Raw genomic sequence first — 24,073 nt, forward strand, 5'->3', positions numbered from 1 at the left:
AAGGGGGATTTTGTATGAAAGTAACTGCTTGGATACAGACAGAGGGTCACCAAAGAGAGGGAGTGGAAGCTGGGGTTCAGGTGCGGGACTGTCCCGACGGGATACAAGCGGTTTTTGCGGATGCCGTCTCGGCCGGTCCGCTATGCCCGGATTTCGGAATGGGCATTGAAATCGATGTGGAAGGAGAGGTCGAGGAATACATGGCGGATTACCGGCACAGCGAATTTTGGTGCCGGCCACACTTCGGCACAGATTTTACGCAGATTCCCGATGAGACGCAGACTCTCGTCTACCGGCGGAAGAATGGTACGTTCGGCGTAATCCTACCCGTCGTTTCGGAACAGTATAAATGTGTGTTGAAGGGGACCGAGAGCGGTTTAGTCGCCCGTTTATTCAGCTGGAGCAATGGGCTGACCACCTGCTCGGGGCTCGCCTTTGTCTGCGGGGAGGGGGAGGATCCCTTCGCTGTGATGGAGCGCTGTGTAGAGACGGCGCTGACCCTTTTGAATTCGGGCTACCCTTCCAGAAAAGACCGGCGATATCCGGATATTTTTGAGTATTTGGGGTGGTGCAGTTGGGATGCGATGCAAATCCGGGTCAGTGAGGAGGGGGTACTGGAGAAGTGCCGAGAGTTCCAGGAGAAGAAGATCCCTGTCCAATGGGCGCTGCTGGATGATATGTGGGCGGAAGTCCATGAGTTTTATGGGGCCGAGTATGCAAATTTCCGCGAGATGGTGGAACTCCAGCACAGAAGCACCCTGTATTCCTTCGAAGCGGATCCCCTTCGCTTTCCGGAAGGGCTCAAGCACTGCATCGATAAAGTCAAAGAATGTGGACTTCGGGTTGGAATTTGGCATCCCACGACGGGGTACTGGCGTGGACTTGATCCGGAGGGGGACGCATACGCAAAAGTAAAAGACTATCTACTTGAAACCCAGGACGGGCGGCACATATCGGACTATAAAACGGAAAAAGCGTACATGTTCTACAAAGCCTTTCATGACTTTCTGCGCCGGTGCGGTGCTGAGATGATTAAGATCGATAATCAGAGTATGGTCAATCGATTCTATAAGGGACTTGCGCCTGTCGGGGAGATTGCCCGCAGCTATCACGATGGCATGGAGGCCTCTGTGGGAGAGCATTTTGACAACGCCATGATCAATTGTATGGGAATGGCCAGCGAAGATATGTGGAACCGTGCCATTAGTCCAATTTCCAGGTGCAGTGATGACTTCATGCCCGAGAACAGCGAATGGTTTCACAAACACATTTTGCAGTGCTCCTATAATTCCTTCGTTCAGGGACAATTCTACTACTGTGATTGGGATATGTGGTGGAGCGACGACGGGCAAGCGGAGAAGAACAGCATTCTGCGCGGGATCAGCGGCGGACCGATCTATGTCAGCGATCCCATTGGGCGAAGTAAAAAAGAGATTCTGGACCCTCTTGTTCTGTCAGATGGCAGGATTTTGCGGTGCGACCGTCCGGCCATGCCCACGGCGGACTGTCTGACAAAGAATCCTGAGACTTCCGGCGAGCCGTTTAAAGTCCAAAATATATGCGGCGACAGCGGGATTCTGGCCGCGTTCAACCTAGACAGGGAGGACCATGCCGTTCAGGGAACGATCTCGCCCAGCGATGTGGAAGGGCTGGAGGGAGAGACCTTTGCCGTCTATGAATATTTTACAGGAGAAGTACAGATTTTGAATCGAGAGGCGCGCATTCCCCTTGCGCTTCGAAATGGAAACGAATACAAACTGTATCTGTTTGTCCCCTATGTCCAGGATTTTGCCGCACTTGGCGACGTCAGCAAATTTGTAGCCCCGAAAACCATTCGGTACAAAGAGGGGGACCGTATCCAGATGTATGAAGATGTGCCCTGCACCTGTGTAAAGAATGGAAAATTGTGCGTCTTGGCGTCTGCCAGCGGCGCTAAATAAAAATACCCAGGATTCCAGTTGGCACACGTCTCGCCTATATCGTTACTTTTTTCTGAAATCTATTGTCGATTCTGGAAAAATAGGGTATAATAGGGGCGTAGGCAATAAGCAGTGCGAAAAGGGCATTTCCGCATTTTCACTGTGCTTGCACATAAGAAAATACGGAGATGCCCTTTACTATGCGGATTGCTAAACGATGTTTTGTACATTCCAACGGATGTTACCTTGCGATCCTTTCAGGTGTTAATAGAGCAGGGACATACGAAAGGATAAGGAGAGAAAGAGCATGACACAGACGAACCAAAAATCCATGATCGGCCAGGTATTTTTAATCAGCTTGATCACGGCAATGCTGATTTTTGTGCCGGCCATGATCTGGGATAAAGGGTATTTTTTATTTTTGGGGGATTTTAACTCTCAGCAGATTCCCTTCTATAAGACAGCTCACGCGGCTGTTCGCAGCGGAAACTTTGGATGGAATTGGTATACGGACCTGGGAGCCAATTTTGTATCGTCCTACAGCTTCTACCTTCTCGGGAGTCCCTTCTTTTGGCTGACGATCCCCTTTCCCAATGATTTCGTACCCTATTTGATCGGACCGCTGTTGATCCTAAAGTTTGCCTGTGCCGCCGCGACAAGTTATGTTTATCTTGCGAAATACGTCAAGCATCGGGAATTTGCCGTGATCGGTGGACTCCTGTATGCATTCTCCGGCTTTTCGATATACAATATCTTCTTTAATCACTTCCATGAAGTGATGGTGCTGTTCCCCCTGCTGCTCATTGGATTGGATGAATTCATGGACCACAATACCAAGGGGGTGTTTGCCCTGGCGGTATTTTTAAACGCCATGGTCAACTATTTTTTCTTTTTTGGCGAGGTCATATTCGTCATCCTGTACTTTTTTATTCGGCTGGGGATGCGCAATTTTACCCTCACCTGGAAAAAATTTTTGAATTTAGCATTTGAGGCGGTCCTCGGGTTCCTCATGAGTTTTGTCCTTATGGTGCCGTCCGTAATCACGGTCCTTCAGAACCCGCGGGTGGACAATCCACAATATGGATTCGATTTCTGGCTGTACAGCAACCGGCAGCGGCTGCCCGCCATATTGGCCAGCCTGTTTTTTCCGCCGGAGCTCCCCTCCCGTCCAGTTTTGATTCCGGACGCCAATGTGAAGTGGACGTCCCTGTCCGCGTATCTGCCCTTATTCAGCATGAGCGGTGTCCTGGCCTTTATGAAAACCAGAAGCAAAAGCTGGATTAAGACGATTCTGGTAGTGCTGGTGATCATGGCTCTGGTTCCGGGACTGAACAGTTTATTTTACGCGCTGAATGCCTCGTACTACGCTCGCTGGTTCTATATGTTAACTCTGATGTTGATTTTGGCCACGGTCCTTGTGTTGGACCGCCAGCAGGAGGAGCGGTTAAAGAAAGCGCTGTCGCAGACGATGATTTTGACGGTGGTGGTGCTGCTGATCATTGGCCTTACGCCCCAGAAGGACAAGGAGGATGTCATTCGGATCGGCTTGTACGAAGATGGGTATCTCCTGCAATTTATCATCATCGGGGTGACGGCATTGGGCTCTCTGCTGTTGCTAAGCACCTTTGTGAATCAGCTCCGCAAAGACTACCGGCTCTTTGCAAAGCGCACCGTGATCTCCATCTGTATCATTTCCGTCATATATGGAAATTTCTTCGTTATCTGGGGAAAAACCCGATCCTATGACACAAAGAACTATATTATTCCCGACGCCATAGAAGGGGCAGACAAAATCACCATTCCGGATAAAGAGGAAGCCATTCGGATTGATACGGACGATTCTTTCATCAATATGGGAATGTTTTGGGAGATTTCCTGTATGCGGGCGTTTCACAGTATCATACCGGTTTCCATTATCGATTTTTATACCTATCTAGGGGAGCAGCGGTCCGTGTCCTCCAAGATATCCGAGGATAATTATGCGGTCCGGTCTCTGCTGTCCGTCCACTGGTATTTTGACCGCATCAACGTTTCCGACGAGTTTGGGGACGTGACCAGCGAGGATCCCGATACCTCCATGCCGGGATACCGATACTACGACGACATGGCGGGATATCATGTCTGGGAAAATGAGTACTATATTCCCATGGGCTTCACTTACGACGCCTATGTCACCGAAGAGCAGTGCAGCCAAGTCTCGGAAAAGCGAAGAGCCCAGCTGATGCTCAAGGCCATCGTGCTGAGCGAAGAGCAGGCGGAGAAGTACGGTTCTCTCTATGAGGCCATCGAGGACCCGAAGTTGGAGGATTACAGCGAGAAAGCCTATTTTCAAGACTGTCTGGACAGGCGGGAGGAGACAGCGTCCTCCTTCATCCGGGACAACGACGGATTTGAGGCAGTGATCACCATCCGGGAGAGAACGTTGGTCTTCTTCAGCGTTCCGTGGGAGGAAGGCTGGACAGCGGAGGTCAACGGCGAAGAGGTGGACGTGGAGCGGGTTAATAAAGGATTTATGGCGGTAGAGGCGCCTGCGGGGACAAACACGATCCGGTTCCACTACCGGACGCCGGGCTTAAAATTCGGAGGGATCGTAACCATTGCGTCCATCCTCGTGTGGGGTGCCTATGTGACCATAGACCAAACTTTGGGGAAGAAGAGGAGGAAGCTATAGTGGAGCGGAGACTTTGGGATAAAAGTCTAGCGTTGTTCCGGCGGTACAGAGAAATGATTTTGTATGTTTTTTTCGGCGGTTTCACAACGCTTGTCAATATCGGAGTCTACCTCGTCAGCACAAAAGTTTTTCACATGGATTTAGTCCTGTCCAATGGATTGGCGTGGTTTCTCTCTGTCTTGTTTGCCTATGTGACCAATAAGATATTCGTCTTTGAGAGCAAAACCTGGAAGGCCAAGCTTCTTTTGCGAGAGTTTGTATCCTTTGTCGGCGCCCGGCTCGTGTCTGGACTGTTCGATACGGCGTTCCTGTACGTAACCGTCGAATATTTCCATCTGTGGGATGTGGCCATGAAAATTGTATCGAACATCGCCGTCATCATCATGAATTTTGTATTCAGCAAAGTATTTATCTTTCGAAAAAAGGAGGCCCATTCATGATTCCCTGCCTATATATTGTGATCCCCTGTTATAACGAGGAAGCGGTGCTGCCGGAGACATCCAAGCGCATTTTGGACAAGCTGGGACGCATGATCGAACAGGAGGTTTGCAGCGACGCCAGCCGCGTATTGTTTGTGGATGATGGAAGCAAGGACGCCACCTGGGAGATGATTGCCAAGCTCCACGCCCAGGACCCGCATTTTGCCGGCTGCAAACTGGCGCACAATCGAGGCCACCAGAACGCGCTGCTTGCAGGCCTCATGACAGCCCGCAAGTACTGCGACGTATCCATCTCCATGGATGCGGACCTACAGGATGATATTGAGGTGCTGGATGAATTTATGGAAAAATATAAAGAAGGCTGTGAGATCGTCTATGGCGTCCGAAAGGAGAGAAAGACAGATACCTTTTTCAAGCGAAACTCCGCGCTGGCCTTCTACAAGCTTATGAATTTGCTGGGGACGAAGGTGGTCAACAATCACGCGGATTACCGGCTCATGAGCAAAACGGCGTTGGATGGTTTGGCGCAGTACCGGGAGGTCAACCTATTCCTCCGCGGTATTGTGCCGGAGATCGGGTACAAGACAGACTCCGTGTATTATGACAGGGGAGAGCGCTTCGCGGGAGAATCCAAATATCCGCTTAAAAAAATGCTATCGTTCGCCTTGGAAGGGATTACATCTTTCAGTGTAAAGCCTCTTAAAATCATATCAGGTCTTGGATTTGTGATCTCCCTGCTCAGCATTCTAGGCCTGTTATATGCTCTGATCTCTAAATTCGCGGGACTCGCCGTGGCCGGCTGGACGGCCATTGTCTGCTCCATCTGGCTTTTGGGTGGCGTCCAGCTTCTCTGTCTCGGCGTATTAGGCGAGTATATCGGAAAAATATACTCGGAGGTCAAGGCGCGGCCTCGCTATATCATAGAGGAGGAATTGAAGAGGTAAGTTTTCCCGCCAGGGGTTGATTTTTCCGGCGGATGGGAATATAATAAATGCGATTCTAAACAAGATTGGAGGGAAAGCAAGTGGAAATAAGCGGCCGATGTAGAAACGAGGACAGCGACGATCATGAGCGATGGGTTTCGGTCCGCCTGTGGACCGCTTGAATTCCCTTATCATATGATATTCGTCCCGCAGGAGTTGAACGTTCACCGGAGGTGAGCGTTGTTTCTGCGGTTTGTCCGTTTTCTAGGCCTTTTTGTACAACGAGAAAAGGAGGATGGGAAATGGAACCATTGAATTTTGGACTGTTAAAGGAGTGGCTGGAAGAGAAGAAGTTTTTTCGTGTTAAGGATGCGCTGACAAATCGAAACGAAGTTGACATTGCGGAATTTTTGGAAGACCTGCCGCCGGAGAAAATGGCTGTCGTGTTCCGTATGCTGCCGAAGGAGATGGCGGCCGATGTATTCGCGGAGCTGTCGGTGGAGACGCAGCAGACGATCATTGAGTCGGTGACGGATACGGAGATATCCCAAATCATGAACGATTTGTTTGTGGACGACATGGTGGACATGCTGGAGGAGCTGCCGGCCAATGTAGTAAAGCGGGTTTTAAGGAACGCAACGCCTGAAAAGCGGGCGATGATCAACCAATTTTTGCGTTATCCGGAGGACTCGGCCGGCAGCATTATGACGGCGGAATTTGTGGACTTGCGAAAGACTATGACAGTGGGAGCTGCCATTCGTAAGATTCGCAGTACGGGCCTGAATAAAGAGACGGTGTATACCTGCTATGTCACCGACGCCAACCGGCGCTTGGAGGGGGAGGTCAGTGTGAAGGATCTGCTCATGGCGGAGGACGAGGCGGGCATTGAATCCGTTATGGATGCAAATATGATATCCGTTGTCACAACGGAGAATCAGGAGGAAACAGCTAAGCTATTTTCAAAATATGGCTTGCTGTCCATCCCCGTTGTCGATGAGGAAAACCGGCTGGTGGGCATCGTGACGGTGGACGACGCGGTGGAGGTTATGGAGCAGGAGGCCACGGAGGACTTCGAGAGAATGGCGGCGATGACGCCGTCGGAGAAGCCATATTTAAAAACCAGCGTCTGGGCTTTAGCCCGGCACCGGATACTTTGGCTGCTGGTGCTCATGATCTCGGCCATGATCACAGGCGGCGTTTTACAGAAGTACGAAGCGGCTTTTGCCGCGCTGCCGCTGTTGGTCACGTTTATTCCCATGCTGACCGATACAGGGGGAAACGCTGGTTCTCAGAGCGCTACACTGATCATCCGCGGTATGGCGCTTTCGGAAATTCGGATGAAAGACGCGCTCAAGGTGCTCTGGAAAGAGCTTCGAGTGGCGCTGTTGGTGGGACTGGTTTTATCCCTGGTGAACTACCTGCGACTTCGGTGGATGTATCCGGGCAATGAGATGATCGCGTTGACAGTGGTGATTAGCTTGTTTATAACCGTGGTGCTGGCGAAAATCGTTGGCGGGCTGCTCCCCATGGCGGCGAAAATGATTCACGCAGACCCGGCTATCATGGCGTCTCCGCTGATCACGACCATTGTGGATGCATTTTCCTTGGTCATATACTTTAGCATTGCGCAGCGGTTGCTGCATATTTAGGAGGGGAATCGAGTGGAAATATTAGCCATTGGGAATAGCTTTTCCCAGGACGCGACGCGGTATCTCCGTGAGATCGCGGTCGCAGGGGGTCAACAGCTCAATGTGACCAATTTGTATTATGGGGGGTGCAGTCTGGCCCAGCATGTCGACTTTGCATCCCGGGAGGAGGCGGCGTATGAAAAGCAGGTCAACGGAGACGGAGAGAGTCATATCAAGGCGACCAGCCGGGAGGTTCTGTCCAGCCAACCCTGGGATTTTGTCACGCTGCAACAGGCCAGCCATTTCAGCGCGGACAAAGGAACCTATCAGCCGTATCTTATGACATTGGCCGAATACGTTAGACAGTACGCGCCGGGGGCAGAGCTGGTGATCCATGAGACCTGGGCCTATGAGGAGGGCAGCCAGCGCCTGACGGAGGAACTTGGGTTTGCCAACCAGCGGGAGATGTACGATCAGCTGGAAGCCGCCTATGAACAGGCGGCAACGGATCTGGGGGGAGCTTCCATCATTCCATGTGGATATGCCTTTCAATATGCGCTGGCGCAGGGCTTCTCCAATCTGCACCGCGATACCTTTCACGCGTCAATTCCCCAGGGGCGGTATCTGTTGGCAGCGGTTTGGTATGAGTTTTTTGCGCGGGAGACTGTGGTGGGCAATGCATTTCGTCCAGAAGGGCTGTCGGTGCGGGAACAGGAATTTTTGCAGCGATGTGCCCATGAGGCGCGGCTTGAATGGGAACAGAACCATTCGCCGCACGCCTGTCAGTAGAGCGAAGTGGCTATGCGAATAACGGGATTTCAAAAGCGGTATGGGCTGCCCCATACCGCTTCCTCTTCCTATAGAAAAGTCCGCCGTGAGGCGGACCTTATGGTTTAATGATACTTGGGTAGCCAATCGCCATGGGCCTCGATGAGATCGTCGCACAGCGAACGGATGTCGTCGATGGACAGCTCGGAGGTGGTGTGGGGGTCCAGCATGGCGGCCATGTAGATGTATTCCTTTTTCAATGTTTCCGCTGCTTTAATTGTCAGCAGCTGAACGTTGATATTGGTGCGATTCAGAGCAGCACACTGTTCCGGCAGATCTCCTACATAGCAAGGGTTGATTCCATTGCGGTCAACCAGACAGGGGACTTCCACACAAGCATTTTGGGGAAGGTTTGTGATTAAACCGTTGTTGAGCACGTTTCCGTGGATGCGGTACGGCTTGTCGTCTATGACAGCTTGAATGATGTAGGAAGCAAATTCATGTGTCTTTTTGTGCTCGATGTGGGAATCGTGGAGGAGGCTCTCCCGCATCTCATTCCAGCCATTGATCTGGTTGACGCAGCGGCGAGGGTACTCATCCAGAGGTATTTTGAAGCGGTCGATGAGCTCCGGATATTTATCTTTGATAAAGTAGGGGCCATATTCGGCATTATGTTCGCTGGACTCGGTGATATAGTAGCCAAAATGTTTCATAAGTTCGAGTCGAACCAAATCCTTGCCCTCTGTATTGTACGCGGGGTCGCTGGCGCGGCGCTTGATCTCAGGGTACAGATCGTTGCCAGCTAAGTCCTCGATCTTCAACAGCCAAGCCTGATGATTGATGCCGGCGATCTCCCAGCGCGTCTTGTCCTTGTATTCCTCCATGCCCAAGGTGTCCAGAAGTCCATTGGCGCACGCCTGAACAGAATGGCAAAGGCCAACGGTGCGGATATTGGTAAAGCGCTGCATATATCCGGAGAGCATGGCCATGGGATTGGTGTAGTTTAAGAAGATGGCATTGGGGCAGAGACGCTCCATATCATCCGCATACGCCTTCATGACGGGAATGGTGCGAAGTGCGCGGAAGATTCCGCCGATGCCAAGGGTATCCGCAATGGTCTGGCGAAGTCCATATTTTTTCGGGACTTCAAAGTCTGTGATGGTGCAGGGATCATACAGCCCTACCTGAATGGCGTTGACGACAAAATCAGCGCCGCGGAAGGCTTCCTCCTTGTCCAGAGTCTGGTGGATATGCGCTTTTCCCTGGGCGGTTGCATTGATATTGGTAAGGATCTGATAGGAATCATCCAGGCGTTTCGGATCGATGTCAAACAAGCATACTTCGAAATCGCCCAGCTCCGGAGTCAGAATACAGTCGCCGATGACGTTTCTCGCGAATACCGTGCTGCCGGCTCCGACAAATGTGATTTTAATCATGGTAAGGTCTCCTTGTAAATCAGATTGGGACGTATCCCTATATGCGTATCATACTATAGATTTCCTCCAATGACCAGAGAAAAATGTTGCAAAAACTTGTTTTTATGTTGCATATTTCGTATTTTATGATAAGATAGTGCAGAGAGGGTGATGCAATGGAGGAGCTTTGCAGACAGGCGAGGGACGATGACCGTTTGACGTTGACTGGAAAAAATCGTTGGGTCGTGAACAGTGCCCTCTATATTCATCAGTGTGGATTCGAGCACTGTGCGCCAGGTCACCAGTTTGGACCGGCGGTTCGAGATCACTATTTGATGCACTGTGTTTTAGACGGGGAGGGAGATTTTTATGTCGGGGATCAGCAATATCATCTTGAGACAGGCCAAGGGTTTCTCATCATCCCAAGCATGGTGACGACGTACCGGGCAAGCCACAGTGCGCCGTGGTATTACGCGTGGGTGGGATTTAACGGCGCCGACGCGAAGCCGATCCTGAATCAATGTGGGATCAAAGTCGACCGGCCAATCTTTGTCTTTGATGACGCGAGGAAGATGGAGCAGGTGATTCTGACTATGTCGGAACACTACGGCGCAGACCAGAACGGATTTACCGCTATGTCAGCCCTGTACGGCTTCTTCTCACAGATTTATCAGGCGGGCAGCCATGACAAGGGATTCCGGTATAATCTACTGGACCTGGCGCTGGACTATATCCACAAGAATTATTCCTATCCCATCACCGTTGAATCGGTGGCCTCCCACATCGGAGTGGACCGGAGCCATCTGTTCCGAATCTTTAAAAAAGAGCTGAATGTATCGGTGCAAGAATATCTCGTCAAATACCGGCTGCATCACAGCGCCTATCTGCTTGTGTCGACACCCCTTTCTATAACCGAGGTTATGTATTCCAGCGGATTTAATGATCTTGCGAACTTCTCCAAGCAATTTCGCAGGTGCTTCGGCTGTTCGCCGCGGGAGTACCGCAAGCGCGCGTCGGAGGGACCTGTCCAAATTAATGGTAGTCCGAAAAATCAGATATAAATTCTTCTCCACTTGAATAAGATAGAATTGTGTGAAATTACAGCGGGAGGAATTGCCATGGGATATATTGCTTGTTTTGTCGCTGGGGTTGTATTTGGTTTTTTGGTGGCCGCTTTGTTGAATGCCAATCACAATAACTGTGAATAATCGGGTCACCCATCAGAGGAAAAGGTAAGGAGAGACAGGTATGTACAAACTGATAAAGAAACAGGGAAATGCGAAACGAGGAGAATACCGGACACCCCACGGGACAATTCAGACGCCGGTTTTTATGAATGTCGGAACAGCGGCCGCCATCAAGGGGGCTGTTTCGTCCATGGATTTGAAGGAGATCGGATGTCAGGTGGAATTGTCCAACACGTACCATCTTCATGTGAGACCGGGGGATGAGATTATCTATCAGCTCGGCGGCTTGCATCGCTTTATGAACTGGGACCGCCCGATTTTGACGGATTCCGGAGGATTTCAAGTTTTTTCACTGACCTCTCTTCGGGGGAAAATCCGGGAGGAAGGCGTGACCTTTTCCTCCCATATCGATGGGCGAAAAATTTTCATGGGGCCCGAGGAGAGTATGCGCATCCAGTCTCATCTGGCGTCCACCATCGCCATGGCCTTCGATGAGTGTCCTCCCAGCAAAGCGGACCGGCGATACATTGAAGATTCCGTATCCAGAACGGCAAGATGGCTGGTCCGCTGCAAGGAGGAGATGGATCGGCTGAATCGGTTGGAGGAAACGCTAAACCCCAATCAGCGCCTCTTTGGAATCAACCAGGGAGGTGTTCTGGAGGATGTCCGCATCGAGCACGCAAAGCGGATCGCAGAGTTGGATTTGGATGGCTACGCCATTGGCGGGCTGGCTGTGGGGGAGACCCACGCCGAGATGTACCATATTTTGGAGGAGACGGTTCCCCACCTGCCGGTGGACAAGCCAACCTATCTGATGGGCGTTGGAACGCCGGCCAATATTTTGGAGGCGGTGGACCGCGGGGTTGACTTCTTTGACTGTGTTCTTCCAGCGCGAAATGGACGCCATGGACACGTGTACACCCGCAGGGGCAAGATCAATCTGTGGAATGCCCAGTACCAGCTGGACACCCAGCCCATCGAGGAGGGATGCCGCTGCCCAGCTTGCCGTGCTTACAGCCGGGCGTATATCCGGCATCTGCTGAAGGCCAAAGAGATGCTGGGAATGCGCCTCTGTGTACTGCACAACCTGTACTTTTATAATACGATGATGCAGGAGATCCGGGATGCCCTGGACGAGGACCGGTATCCGGCTTACAAGCGCCAGGCCCTGGCAGGATTTGAGGAGCTCGGACTGTAAGGAGATTGTATGGCAGAAATAATTTGGGAGGGAAACCAAGATTGGGAGAAGGATTTCCCCGATGGACAAGTCCCCGAAAATGCAGTCAAACTAAAGAGACCGGATGACATATTGAAAGCCTCATTGCCATATGGGATTTTCCCTCTGATCATATGCTTTGTGTGTGTTTTTATTAAGAAAAATGCAAGCGATGCGTTCATTTTTGATTTACGATTTATGCCCGCAGGCTTTATCATTGGATTTTTGTTGATCCCCATACATGAATTTCTTCATGCCGTATGCTATCCGAAAAATGCAAAAGTTTATGTAGGCGTGTGCTTAAAAAAAGTTGCGGCATATGCAGTATCATTCTGTGCGATCAGTAAAAGCCGATATATTGCTATGTCACTTGCGCCCATGGCATTAGGCATAATTCCGCTTATTATTTTTATTGTGTGTCCGTTACATTGGAAAGCTGTACTGACGATTTGTGTTGTTCCCGCTTTTATGGGAATGATTTCACCATCACCAGACTATATGGATGTAATAGCTGTCATAAAACAAGTTCCAAAGGGGGCTAAAATCCAGGCTTCAAACGAGGGCTTGTATTGGTTCAAATAAATTCCGGTTTCATTCCAATCCACGCCAGCAAGCGGTGCCAGCCCATTCTCTCCCCGTATAGTTTCCCCTATCGAATGTAACGCTACAATTTGTTCACAATAATTTCCATGCGCCCCCTTGACCTATGTTGATAAACAAGGTATAATCAAACAAGGTGTTTTTTAGAACCGATTTTAAAGGAGGATATCGAATGTTTGTTTTATTGTCCACAGATGCGGCGGCGACCGGAAGCGGAACCGGCGGTTTGTTTGGAATGCTTGCTATCTATGCGGTCTTTATCGTGATCTTGTATTTTATTTTGATTCGTCCTCAGCGGAAGCGCCAGAAGCAGACGACGGCGATGCAGAACGCCATCACCAACGGCGACTGGGTGCTGTTAAACGACGGCATGTACGGCAAGGTAGTGAATGTTGTCAATGAATGTCTGATGGTTGAGTTTGGAACCAACCGCAGCATTATCATACCGGTGCGCCGCGACCAGATTCTCTCGGCGCAGGAACCTGATTTGACACAGAAGAAGATCGAGGATGTGGAGCCGGAGCCGCAGGATGATCTGGTTGGCGGGGATCTGGAGGAGGACGGCCTGGATGATTACGACAAGTATCTTCTGGAGGAAGCCGACAAGAAATCCAGCAAGAAGAGCCCGTTCAAGAAGAAGAAATAAGTTCGATGATGGATCCCTTTTCGGGCCTTGGAGCCGGAGAAGGGATTTTTCATCCTATACGAAGGTACGCCGCGGGCGGACCTGATTATAAAATTTTCCTATACAAGGGGAAAGTATACCATATGCACTATATGAAGCAGTATCTAAAACCGTATTGGAAACAATTTCTTATTGGACCGGTCTTTAAACTTTTAGAGGCGATCTTGGAGCTATTCATGCCCATCATGATGGCGAGGATCATCAATGAGGGAGTCCTTCAGCAGGACACCGATTTTATTCTTCAACAGGGAGGACTGATGGCGCTTATCGCCGCCATCGGAATGGGAAGCGCGTGGATCTGCCAATATAGCGCCTCCGTTGCATCCCAGGGCTTTGGCACGAGGCTGCGCTCCGATATGTTCAAAAAAATCAACGCGCTCAGCTTCTCGCAGATTGAATCCTTTGGAGCCAGCACGCTCACCACTCGTCTCACCAACGATATCAATCAGCTTCAGCAGGCGGTGGCGATGGTCATCCGGTTGGTCATCCGAGCGCCCTTTGTCTGCATAGGAAGTGCAGTCGCCGCCATGATGATCAACGCGCGAATGTCCATCATCATCTTTCTAACGCTGCCGGTACTAGCGGGAATCGTATACTTTGTCTTTCGTGTTTCCGCGCCCCTGTACACGCGGGTCCAGCAGAAACTGGACGCCCTGTCGAGAACCGTTGGTGAAAATATCTCTGGCGTCCGCGTGATTCGAGCGTTTGCAAAAAATCCTCACGAAAAAGAACGATTTCGGCAGCGGAATGAGGAGCTGACCAGGGCGGCTGTCCGCGTAAATTTGATTTCGGCGCTGGTCAACCCTCTCACCACCTTCATCATGAATATCGCCATCGTCGTGGTGTTGTACTGTAGCGGCTGGATGATTCAGCGCGGCCAATTTGACCAAGGTTCTGTGTTGGCCTTTATCAACTATATATCCAGTATGCTGACAGCGCTGTTGGTGGTGGCGAACCTGGTTGTTCTCTTTACGAAGGCGGGAGCCAGCTTAAAGCGGGTCAACGAGGTTTTAGGGACGGAGTTGCCGGGGGAAGAGAGCGAAGTCAAGTGTGAACGGCAAATGAATGAGCCGGCGGTAGAGTTTTCCCATGTCAGCTTTCGCTACACTCCGGAGGCGAGTCTTGCTTTGGAGGATATTACCTTCGCCCTTCGTCAAGGGGAGACTTTAGGCATTATCGGGGGAACTGGCTCTGGCAAGACCAGTGTAGCCAACTTGATTCTCCGGCAATACCCGCTGACAGAGGGCAGAATTGAGCTCTGGGGAACGGATATCGAGGCAATTCCTCGGGAGCAGTTGCTAGAAAGAATTTCGACCGCACCCCAGAGAGCAGAGCTCTTCTCCGGCTCAATCCGGGAAAATCTACAGTGGGGCGCCCATGACGCGGAGGATGCCGACCTTCAGAAGGCGCTGAAGGCGGCACAGGCCAGTGATTTCGTGGGAGAACTGCCTCAAAAGCTGGACTCTCAGGTCGACAGAGGTGGACGAAATTTTTCTGGAGGGCAAAAGCAAAGGCTGAACATCGCCAGAGCGCTGGTGAAGAACGCCCCCCTCTTAATTCTAGACGATAGCTTCTCTGCGCTGGATTACCTGACAGAGCATAATCTGAAAACTGCGCTGAAAGAACAGTATCCAGGTACAACCCTGTTGATCATTTCCCAGAGGGTGAGCTCCATCCGAGGCGCGGATCAGATTTTGGTGCTGGATGACGGAAAGATGGCAGGGCTTGGCACCCATGAGGAATTGATGGCTTCCTGCCCCGTTTATCAGGAGACAGTCTATTCGCAGACGCGGGAGGAGGGGACGAGATGAAAAAAAAGACATCCCTAGCGCAATTTATGCCCTTTGTCCGCCGGTACTATGTCCTGTTTATCTGTATTATGCTGTGCGCGTGCGCCGTGGGGGCGGTGGATATTGCGGCCCCATATCTTATCGGCAAGGCTATCGACGAGATGGCGTCGGCAGGCGCAGTGAAGTTTCCGGCGATTTTTCGGATTCTCTGGATTTTAGTTCTCTGCTATACAGGGCATGCCATTTTCAAGTATTTGATGCAGATGCTATCGGTTCGAACCGCCTACCGCGTTGTGGAACAGATGCGGCAGAAGGCTTTTGAGCATCTACAGAGGCTTCCCCTGCGGTATTATGATACGACGGCGCAGGGGGATATCGTGAGCCGATTCATTAATGACGCGGATACCATGGTGGACGGCCTGTTACAGGGAATTACCCAGCTGTTTTACGGGATTGTCATCATTGTGGGTACGCTGCTGTTTATGCTCAGTCAAAGCGTAGCGGTCACCCTCATCGTCATCCTTGTGACATCGCTGAATTTTGTTGTGGCGAATGTGGTGACGAGGACGAGTGCAAAATACTTTGCCGGGACGCAGATGCTGGTGGGCGAACTCAATGGCTACGCTCAGGAGATCATCGGCGGATATAAAACCGTCAAGGCCTTTGGATATGAGGCGGAAGCACAGAAACACTTCGACGCCATCAATGCTAAGCTGTATCGGGCAGGACAGAAGTCCCAGTTCGCAGGCTCGCTGACCAATCCCACCACCAGGTTTGTCAACAATCTGGCCTATATTTGCGTGGGCGTCGGCGGTGGAATTTTGGCGGGGCTGAGCGCAGGCGGCATCTCCAGTTTTATCATCTACGCGACCCAATTTGCAAGGCCTTTCAATGAAATCACAGGGGTGTGGGCGCAGATCATGGCGGCCGCTTCCGCTGCGAGGCGCATTTTCGACCTCATGGAGGTCCCCCCGGAGACATCCGATGAGGTCGGCAGGATACTGCGCGATGTGCGCGGCAATGTGGAATTTCGGAATGTGGATTTTTCCTATGACCCAAATCGGCCTTTGATCCAGAATTTTAATCTTCAAGCCAAGGCGGGGCAAAAGATTGCCATTGTGGGTCCGACTGGCGCTGGAAAATCGACGATCATCAATCTTTTGATGCGCTACTATGATGTGGACGCGGGCGCCATCTATATTGACGGCGTCGATATTCGAGAGGTGCGGCGGGATGCTCTGCGGACTCAGTTTGCCATGGTTTTGCAGGAGACGTGGAGTTTTGACGGAACAGTCCGTGAGAATATTGCCTATGGCAAAGAGGATGCCACAGAGGAAGAGATCCGGCAGGCGGCAAAGAGAGCCTATGCGGATGGCTTTATCCGGAGGCTGAGCCATGGCTATGACACACTGATTCAGGAGAGCGGCGGTATTTTGTCCGGAGGGCAGCGACAGCTTCTGACCATTGCCCGGGCGATGCTCCTGGATCCTCCCATGCTGATTCTGGACGAGGCCACAAGTTCCATCGACACCTTGACAGAACAAAATATCACCAAGGCTTTCAATAAGCTGATGGAAGGGCGTACCAGCTTCATCATCGCCCACCGTTTGTCAACCATCCGCGGCGCCGACACGATTCTGGTCATGGATAAGGGCGCAGTGGTGGAACAGGGGAGCCACGGTGAACTCATGGAAAAACAGGGGTTCTATTATCGCCTGTATATGAGCCAATTTGAGCAGGAGTAAAAAGTTCGCGTTCGCGAACTTTTTTGCTATCGATCTACTCGGGATCCGCCTTGTCAATCTGAATGCTGGCGAGCATCTTCACAAAATCATCGTAGTGCTCGCCGTACTCCTCCGCGGTAGAGTAATAATCGATATAGAACAGATTTCCCTCCGCATAGAAGGCGTAGGTAGAAAAGAGCTGTTTCTCTGCGGCGGCGTATCCCTCATAGTCCGTTTGAAATGTCACGTGGACCGCGTCATACCCCTGCACCTGTGTTTTTTCCCAGACAACGTTTTCTAATGTATCGAAGGTGCTCTCCAAAGATTCTTGCAAGCTGGAGGTCAATTCATCCAGTGAGGTAGCCTCCTCCCCGGCATAGGCCTGAACCGAGACAAAGGAGGTTAAATTCGGGGCGACAAATACATTCGTATCGAGCTGCCATTTGCCGTTGTATGTCATGTGCAGACCGGTGGCGCTTTCCGTAAAGGTCTGGGGTTCAGGAGATGAGACGGGAGTTACCGAGAGAGAGTCAAGCATGGCCTCTTTTTCCGAAAGATGCCGCATATAATTTTCTTCCGGCCCCACATAGACAAAATCGATGCACAGGTCACTCTCCGGGTCCATGAGGACATAATTCTGATAGCACAGGGTTCCATAGTTCTCAGTGCTCTGCTGAAATTCCAGCAAGAAACCATCCAGCCCGGCAAGGGTGACGGAGGAAATGGTTTGGGTCTCGATGAATTCATCGCACATCTCGCTCCAGTTATACTGTAGATAGGCCTGATATTCTTCCGGGGTCTGGGTCAGATAGAACCAACGCATACTGATTTGTGCCATGCCGCCATCGCTCTGCGACATGAGATAGAGGGAGGTATCGTCCAGTTCTCTCTCATCCCACCCGGCGCTGCGGGTGAAATGAATTCCCATGTCTTCGATATCGATAGAAGCAGCTTCATTGAACACCATGGAGGATTCCTCCGAAGCATCATCAATTGAACGATCTCCAGCGCTGGATTCAACCTGGGAAGAGTCCGCGTCAGGACTCTTCGTGCAGCTGGACATCAGCATCACGAGGAGTAGACAAGCCCATGCCCATATTTTTTGCCTCATATTCGCATCCTTTCTGAAACTTGATTTTGTAGATCCCTTTCATTATACAGAAAAATGTCACAGAAAATGTGGCGAAAGGGTGAACTTTCGATGAAAATCGCGGTCCGGACCAATTCGCAAAAATTTCAAATTTTATTTCAGAAAATCTGGAAAAGAACTTGACGCGGCACGAAAACGCTAGTATAATTTACGATAGTGCTTAATAAATAAATACCCAATAGTTACAGGCACAATCTGCAGCTGGAGGGAGGGTGGAGTGACATGTCAAACGTAGTTGTGAAAGAAAACGAGTCATTAGATAGCGCTCTTCGTCGTTTTAAGAGAAGCTGTGCCAAGGCGGGCATCATGCAAGAAGTGCGTAAGAGGGAACACTATGAGAAGCCCAGCGTGAAGCGTAAGAAGAAATCTGAGGCCGCTAGAAAAAGAAAATTCAATTGATGACAACTTTGACCATGAAAAGCCTTAGTCCGATCTGTGTGGACTAAGGCTTTTGTAATCTCAACTTCGCGGTTGAGATCACGGCCGCGAGATGAAGGAGGTAAGGAGTATGCGGATGGTCGATCTGATCGACCGCAAGAGGCGCGGCGGCGCGCTGGATGGGATGGAAATCCGACAGATGATCCAGGGGTTCTGTGAGGGAACGATTCCCGATTATCAGATGTCTGCGTTTCTGATGGCGGTCGTATTTCAAGGCATGACGAAGGAGGAGACAAGCGCGCTGACCGAGGCCATGGCGGACAGCGGCGACATCATGGACTTGAGTTCGGTCCACGGCGTCAAGATCGATAAACATTCCAGTGGAGGCGTGGGGGATAAGATCAGCCTTGTCCTTGGCCCCTTAGTGTCCGCCGCCGGGATTCCGGTGGCGAAGATGTCCGGCCGAGGACTTGGATTTACAGGTGGCACCATCGACAAGCTGGAGTCCATACCAGGGTTCCGCACCCAGTTGACGCAGGAAGAATTCCTTCACAATGTCAATACCATTGGAATCGCGCTAGCGGGTCAGACTGGCAGACTTGCGCCCGCCGACAAAAAACTCTATGCGCTGCGGGATGTGACGGCGACGGTTGAGAGCCTGCCCCTGATCGCCTCCAGCATCATGAGCAAAAAGCTGGCGGCGGGATGTGACGGAATCGTGCTGGATGTGAAGGCTGGCTCCGGCGCGTTTATGAAAACTGTGGACGGCGCGCGCCAGTTGGCTATGGAGATGGTCTCCATTGGAAAGAGTGCGGGTAAGGCCATGACCGCTGTTATCTCGGATATGAGCCAACCGCTCGGATATGCCATCGGGAATCGATTGGAAGTCGTGGAAGCCATCGAGGTTCTCCAGGGAAAGGGGCCGAAGGACGTTCGGCAGCTTACCCTTCGGCTAGGCGCATATATGCTGGTCTTAGGGCGCGGGGCGGCGACTCCCGAGGAAGGGGAGGCAATCTTAGAGGAATTGCTGGATAGCGGAAAGGGAATGGAACAGTTTGAACGGTTTGTCAGGGCGCAAGGCGGAGATCTGAGCCGCATCGGGGACACTGTAATGGAGTCAAAGGAAGTCACGCTGAAGCCTGGAGTGGTGCAGGCCATGGACACAGAGAGGATCGGCGCGGCGGCCATGTGCTTGGGAGCCGGACGAAAGACGAAAGACGATCCCATTGAGTATGGGGCGGGGCTCCGTATCCATAAGAAGATTGGGGATCGGCTGGCGGAAGGGGAAGCCGCTGCTATACTGTATTACTCCCATGGCGCGGATGTGGAGGCGGCAGAGAACCTTGTGCGGCAGGCGTATCATATGGGAGAGGCCCCTGTGTCACCGCCGCCCCTGATTCACGATATCATCGCATGAGGTGGGATATGGGAAGAACATTGGTGGTTGCGGAAAAGCCGTCCGTGGGGAGAGACTATGCGAAAGTTCTGGGATGCCGGCAGGCGGGAGACGGCTGCCTGCTGGGGGATCAATATGTGATCACCTGGGCCATCGGCCATCTAGTTGAGCTGTGCGAGCCCCAGGAGTACGATCCGCGCCTGAAAAAATGGAACCGGCAGGATCTGCCCATTCTGCCGGAAACAATGAAGACCAAGGTTATCAAAAAGACAGCCAAACAATTTGCCATCATCAAAAAGTGGATGCAGGATCCTGATATTGAGGCGGTCATCTGCGGAACCGATAGCGGAAGAGAAGGGGAGTTGATCTTTCGGTATATCTACCAGCAGGCGAAATGCCGCAAGCCGTTTTACCGGCTATGGGTTTCCAGCATGACGGAAGAGGCGATCCTGGAGGGGTTCGCCGAGCTCCGGGACGGCCGTGAGTATGACAGGCTGTATGAGAGCGCTCGATGCCGAAGTGAGGCAGATTGGCTCGTAGGGATCAACGGCAGCCGGGCCTATACCATACGGTACGGCGCATTGCTGTCCATCGGCCGCGTCCAGACTCCGACTTTGGCGCTGCTGGTAAGCCGTCAGGCTGAGATCGATTCCTTTGTACCGAAGGACTACTTTGAGGTTCATCTGTCCCTGAAGACGCCTCATTCGGAGGATTCCACCTTTTCCGCCGTATGGTTTGAGCTTGAAGAGGATCAGAAGACGCGGACGACCAAGATCTGGGAGCGAGGGCAGGCAGAGCAGATTTTGCAGAACGTCATGGCGGTAGGCAAGGCTGAGGTGGAGAGCGTAACCAAAACTAAAAAGAAACAGCTGCCGCCTCTGTTATATGACCTGACGGAATTGCAGCGCGACGGCAACCGCAAGTATGGCTTCTCGGCCAATCGGGTGCTGGAGATTGCCCAGAGCCTGTATGAGCGCCATAAGCTCGTCACATATCCGCGCACGGATAGCAGGTATCTATCCAGCGACATGAAGGAAACCGTGCTTCGGGCGATCCAAGCGCTGGATGGGCCAGAATTCCATCCCTGGATTGAAGCCATGCCGGAGCCGGTTTTTACAAAACGCATTGTTGACGACAGTAAGGTGACGGATCACCATGCCCTGATACCGACAGCAAAGCGGCCCGACTTGAACCGTCTCAGCGATGACGAGACGAAGATCTACCGGCTTATCGCAAAACGGTTGCTGGAAGTTTTCTATCCCCCATACGAATATGAGATCACGGAGGCCATCCTTATTTGCCAGGAGGAACGCTTTCTGGCGAAGGGAAAGGTGGTGCTGGAGCCAGGCTACACTGTACTGTCAAAGAAAGAGGAGACCACACCGGGCAAAGAGGTGGATTCACAGCCATTGCCGCCACTTCAAAAGGGGGATATTGCCAGCATTGCGGAGGGAGCGGTGGAGACTAAGCAGACAAAGCCGCCAAATCCCTATACAGAAGCCACACTCCTCACCGCGATGGAATATGCTGGAAAGTTTGTGGAGGACGAGGAACTCCGCGAGAAGATGGGCAAGCTGTCGCTGGGAACGCCGGCAACGCGCGCATCGATCATCGAACGCCTCTTGCAGGTGGGCTACATTGTCCGAAAAAACAAGCAATTGCTCCCGACGCAGAAGGGAATGGACTTAATCCGGATTCTTCCCAACGAGCTGAAATCCCCTGAGATGACAGGAAAATGGGAGAGAGCGCTGGAGCGAATCTACCAGGGCACCATGGATCCCAGCCGTTTTATGGCCAGCATTAGCCGGTATGTGCAATTTATCGTGTCCGCTTCGGAGGACCCGTCGGAGGAGAAGCAGGTTCATTTTGACAGAGAAGCGCCCAAGGGGAAAGGGCGAAAAAGAAAGCGGCAGATTGGCATCTGTCCGCTGTGCCATACAGGACAGGTGCTTAAAAATAGTAAATCCTATTATTGCAGCAATTGGAAGGATGGCTGTCACTTTACCATCTGGCTTAACGCGCTGGAGCGGTATGGCGTCGAATTGACAGATGCCCTGGTTCGGGACACTTTAGCTGGAAAAAATCCTCAGATATCAGTTTCGCTGCCGCAGACAGGGGAAAAGGCAAAGGCAGTCTTAACTGTGACGGAAACGGGACTGCTGGAGTTTAAAAATTTAAAGCGAGAGTAGACGTTTCTTGAAATTTTGTCACAAAGAACTTGCATTTTTCTAGAAAGGGATTTATAATGAAAGACGAGCGGTGGAGCCGCTCCTTTTAAACGCTGTATTAGTATAAGGAGGGATACCCTTGAGTTTGAATATTCAAGTGACGAGAACACAGCATCCAAAAGAAAAACCGGATCCGAATCATCTGGGATTTGGTGATTTTTTCACGGATCATATGTTTGTAATGAATTATACCGAAGGGCAGGGATGGCACGATCCGAGGATTATCCCCTATGCGCCGATTTCCCTTGAGCCCGCGGCTATGGTGTTTCACTATGCTCAGGAAATGTTTGAGGGAATGAAAGCCTACAAGGCACCGGATGGACGCGTTCTTTTGTTCCGGCCGGACAAGAATATCGCGAGAGCGAACAACTCCAATGATCGCCTCTGTATTCCGCAGATCCCGGAGGAAGACATGTTGCAGGCGATCAAGGCTATCGTTGCGGAGGATAAGGACTGGATTCCGGAGGGGAAAGCTACGTCACTCTACATTCGTCCGTTTATCATCGCAACGGATGCGCATTTGGGAGTACGGCCCTCCCGCACATACCAGTTTTACGTGATTTTAAGCCCAGTGGGCGCATATTATAAAGAAGGACTGAACCCTGTCAAGATCTACGTGGAGGACGAGTACGTCCGCGCGGTGAAGGGCGGTATGGGCCATGTGAAGACCGGCGGCAACTATGCGGCCAGCATCAAAGCCCAGATGATCGCGGCGGAGCGCGGCTACACACAGGTTTTATGGCTCGACGGAGTACACCGCCGGTACATCGAGGAAGTCGGCACCATGAACGTCTTTTTTGTCATCGATGATGAGGTGGTGACACCGGCGCTGAATGGAAGCATTTTGCCAGGCGTCACGCGCGATTCGGCTATCTGTATGCTGAAGAGCTGGGGAATCAAAGTCTCGGAGCGTCAGATTGCCATAGATGAGCTGTTTGAGGCGGCGAAGGAAGGGCGCCTGCGGGAGGCCTTTGGCACAGGAACCGCTGCTGTCATTTCTCCCATCGGAGAGTTAAACTGGGAGGGCAATATTGCGCCCATCAATGGGGGCGCCATCGGAGAGATATCTCAGAAATTGTATGATAACCTGACAGGCATTCAATTGGGGCTGATTCCCGACACTTTTGGATGGACTGTTGAAATCTAAACTGTGAGGTGCGGATGAAGGAGAAACGGATTACCATATTGACAGGTCATTTTGGCAGCGGAAAGACAGAGTTATCCATACGAATGGCGCTGAACAGCTGTCAACAGCAGAAAACCATTCTTCTGGACCTCGATGTCGTCAATCCTTTCTTTCGAACCAACGAGGCAAAGGAAGTGCTGGAGAAACGGGGAGTTCAGGTGCTGGCTCCTCGTTTTGCGACAAGTCAGCTCGATATTCCGGCATTGACTCCGGAGTTGGACGGCGCGTTTGCGAGAAAGGATGGCCACCTGATCGTCGACGTGGGAGGGGATGAGGATGGCGCTCGAGTGTTGGGGCGATACCGCCGCCAGATTTTGGAGCAGGGCTATTCCATGTGGGCGGTGGTGAATCTTATGCGGCCTTTTACGCGCAATCACCAGGAGATTGTGGAGATGGTCCGGGAGATTGAAGCTGCCACAGGCCTTGTGGTGACGGATCTAATCAACAATACCCACCTCTGCAGCGAGACGACGGTGGAGCTAGTTTTGCAGGGACAGAGGGAGACGGAGGCCGCCGCCCTCGCTCTCGGGCTGGAAACCCCGGTTCGGCTGGCTGCCATGCGGCCATGGATTCCGGCGTCTATGGATCCTCAGCTGGTCATTGAGATGGACCCAGTGCTGAAAACTCCCTGGGATATGGAATCTAGGTAAGCGATGCGCAGATCTCAGCCCGAAACCCATAGAAAAGAATCAATCCGCTTTGCGGGCGGGCTCTCAATAAAGAAAGTAAAAAGCGCGGCGATGCCGCGATAATTTGTAGTAGGAGGTAG

19 protein-coding genes are annotated in these 24,073 nt (G+C 51.6%); 17 read left to right on the plus strand and 2 right to left on the minus strand.

All coding sequences use genetic code 11. The annotated features are described in order from the left end of the window. The first annotated feature begins 14 nt into the window (after nucleotides 1–14). The 6 genes from H8730_RS00120 (at nucleotide 15) to H8730_RS00145 (ending at nucleotide 8,370) form a co-directional block, all read left to right on the plus strand. A complete protein-coding gene (locus H8730_RS00120; RefSeq protein ID WP_177717448.1) occupies nucleotides 15–1,940 on the plus strand; it encodes a Sip1-related alpha-galactosidase in 1,926 nt (641 codons plus the stop codon). A gap of 286 nt (nucleotides 1,941–2,226) precedes the next feature. Next, on the plus strand, nucleotides 2,227–4,590 hold the full coding sequence (locus H8730_RS00125; protein ID WP_177717446.1) for a YfhO family protein: 2,364 nt from the start codon (nucleotides 2,227–2,229) through the stop codon (nucleotides 4,588–4,590). Further along, nucleotides 4,590–5,030, plus strand: coding sequence for a GtrA family protein (locus H8730_RS00130; RefSeq protein WP_249289089.1), 441 nt, complete (start codon nucleotides 4,590–4,592; stop codon nucleotides 5,028–5,030). Before H8730_RS00125 ends, H8730_RS00130 begins: the two co-directional genes overlap by 1 nt. Next, nucleotides 5,027–5,974: a glycosyltransferase family 2 protein gene (locus H8730_RS00135; RefSeq protein WP_177717445.1), complete on the plus strand. Its 948-nt coding sequence runs from the start codon at nucleotides 5,027–5,029 to the stop codon at nucleotides 5,972–5,974. Before H8730_RS00130 ends, H8730_RS00135 begins: the two co-directional genes overlap by 4 nt. A 281-nt stretch (nucleotides 5,975–6,255) precedes the next feature. Continuing rightward, the gene (gene mgtE, locus H8730_RS00140; protein WP_249289091.1) at nucleotides 6,256–7,602 is read left to right on the plus strand and encodes a magnesium transporter; all 1,347 of its coding nucleotides are present in this window, start codon (nucleotides 6,256–6,258) and stop codon (nucleotides 7,600–7,602) included. A gap of 12 nt (nucleotides 7,603–7,614) precedes the next feature. Beyond that, entirely contained in the window at nucleotides 7,615–8,370 is a 756-nt protein-coding gene (locus H8730_RS00145) for a DUF4886 domain-containing protein (protein ID WP_177717443.1), read from the plus strand. A 104-nt stretch (nucleotides 8,371–8,474) separates the two neighbouring features. Here the strand turns inward: H8730_RS00145 and melA are convergent, their stop codons facing one another. Then, nucleotides 8,475–9,785: an alpha-glucosidase/alpha-galactosidase gene (gene melA / locus H8730_RS00150; protein ID WP_249289093.1), complete on the minus strand. Its 1,311-nt coding sequence runs from the start codon at nucleotides 9,783–9,785 to the stop codon at nucleotides 8,475–8,477. A gap of 155 nt (nucleotides 9,786–9,940) precedes the next feature. Here melA and H8730_RS00155 point away from each other — a divergent pair, with 155 nt between their 5' ends. The 6 genes from H8730_RS00155 (at nucleotide 9,941) to H8730_RS00180 (ending at nucleotide 16,987) form a co-directional block, all read left to right on the plus strand. After that, the gene (locus H8730_RS00155) at nucleotides 9,941–10,825 is read left to right on the plus strand and encodes an AraC family transcriptional regulator (RefSeq protein ID WP_177716377.1); all 885 of its coding nucleotides are present in this window, start codon (nucleotides 9,941–9,943) and stop codon (nucleotides 10,823–10,825) included. 187 nt (nucleotides 10,826–11,012) lie between these two features. Beyond that, nucleotides 11,013–12,149: a tRNA guanosine(34) transglycosylase Tgt gene (gene tgt / locus H8730_RS00160; protein WP_177716379.1), complete on the plus strand. Its 1,137-nt coding sequence runs from the start codon at nucleotides 11,013–11,015 to the stop codon at nucleotides 12,147–12,149. A 9-nt stretch (nucleotides 12,150–12,158) separates the two neighbouring features. Then, the gene (locus H8730_RS00165; RefSeq protein ID WP_177716381.1) at nucleotides 12,159–12,749 is read left to right on the plus strand and encodes a DUF3267 domain-containing protein; all 591 of its coding nucleotides are present in this window, start codon (nucleotides 12,159–12,161) and stop codon (nucleotides 12,747–12,749) included. Between the two features lie 190 nt (nucleotides 12,750–12,939). Continuing rightward, nucleotides 12,940–13,413, plus strand: a complete 474-nt coding sequence (gene yajC, locus H8730_RS00170; RefSeq protein WP_177716383.1) for a preprotein translocase subunit YajC — start codon at nucleotides 12,940–12,942, stop codon at nucleotides 13,411–13,413. 122 nt (nucleotides 13,414–13,535) lie between these two features. Continuing rightward, entirely contained in the window at nucleotides 13,536–15,263 is a 1,728-nt protein-coding gene (locus H8730_RS00175; RefSeq protein WP_177716385.1) for an ABC transporter ATP-binding protein, read from the plus strand. Further along, entirely contained in the window at nucleotides 15,260–16,987 is a 1,728-nt protein-coding gene (locus H8730_RS00180) for an ABC transporter ATP-binding protein (protein ID WP_177716387.1), read from the plus strand. The genes H8730_RS00175 and H8730_RS00180 overlap by 4 nt, the downstream gene beginning before the upstream one ends. Before the next feature lie 34 nt (nucleotides 16,988–17,021). On the opposite strand, the gene H8730_RS00185 is transcribed toward H8730_RS00180, so the two are convergent. Further along, complete coding sequence (locus H8730_RS00185; RefSeq protein WP_177716389.1) at nucleotides 17,022–18,077, minus strand: hypothetical protein; 1,056 nt, start codon at nucleotides 18,075–18,077, stop codon at nucleotides 17,022–17,024. 261 nt (nucleotides 18,078–18,338) lie between these two features. Here H8730_RS00185 and rpsU point away from each other — a divergent pair, with 261 nt between their 5' ends. The 5 genes from rpsU (at nucleotide 18,339) to H8730_RS00210 (ending at nucleotide 23,954) form a co-directional block, all read left to right on the plus strand. Continuing rightward, the gene (gene rpsU / locus H8730_RS00190; RefSeq protein WP_177716391.1) at nucleotides 18,339–18,515 is read left to right on the plus strand and encodes a 30S ribosomal protein S21; all 177 of its coding nucleotides are present in this window, start codon (nucleotides 18,339–18,341) and stop codon (nucleotides 18,513–18,515) included. 109 nt (nucleotides 18,516–18,624) lie between these two features. Beyond that, on the plus strand, nucleotides 18,625–19,911 hold the full coding sequence (locus H8730_RS00195; protein ID WP_177716393.1) for a thymidine phosphorylase: 1,287 nt from the start codon (nucleotides 18,625–18,627) through the stop codon (nucleotides 19,909–19,911). An 8-nt stretch (nucleotides 19,912–19,919) separates the two neighbouring features. Next, complete coding sequence (locus H8730_RS00200; protein ID WP_177716395.1) at nucleotides 19,920–22,079, plus strand: DNA topoisomerase III; 2,160 nt, start codon at nucleotides 19,920–19,922, stop codon at nucleotides 22,077–22,079. 124 nt (nucleotides 22,080–22,203) lie between these two features. After that, nucleotides 22,204–23,265: a branched-chain amino acid aminotransferase gene (locus tag H8730_RS00205; RefSeq protein WP_488153844.1), complete on the plus strand. Its 1,062-nt coding sequence runs from the start codon at nucleotides 22,204–22,206 to the stop codon at nucleotides 23,263–23,265. Nucleotides 23,266–23,279: 14 nt separating this feature from the next. Next, complete coding sequence (locus H8730_RS00210) at nucleotides 23,280–23,954, plus strand: P-loop NTPase family protein (RefSeq protein ID WP_177716399.1); 675 nt, start codon at nucleotides 23,280–23,282, stop codon at nucleotides 23,952–23,954. Nucleotides 23,955–24,073: the final 119 nt, after the last annotated feature.

The sequence above is a fragment of the Bianquea renquensis genome (genome assembly GCF_014384895.1).
GTDB lineage: Bacteria > Bacillota > Clostridia > Lachnospirales > Bianqueaceae > Bianquea > Bianquea renquensis.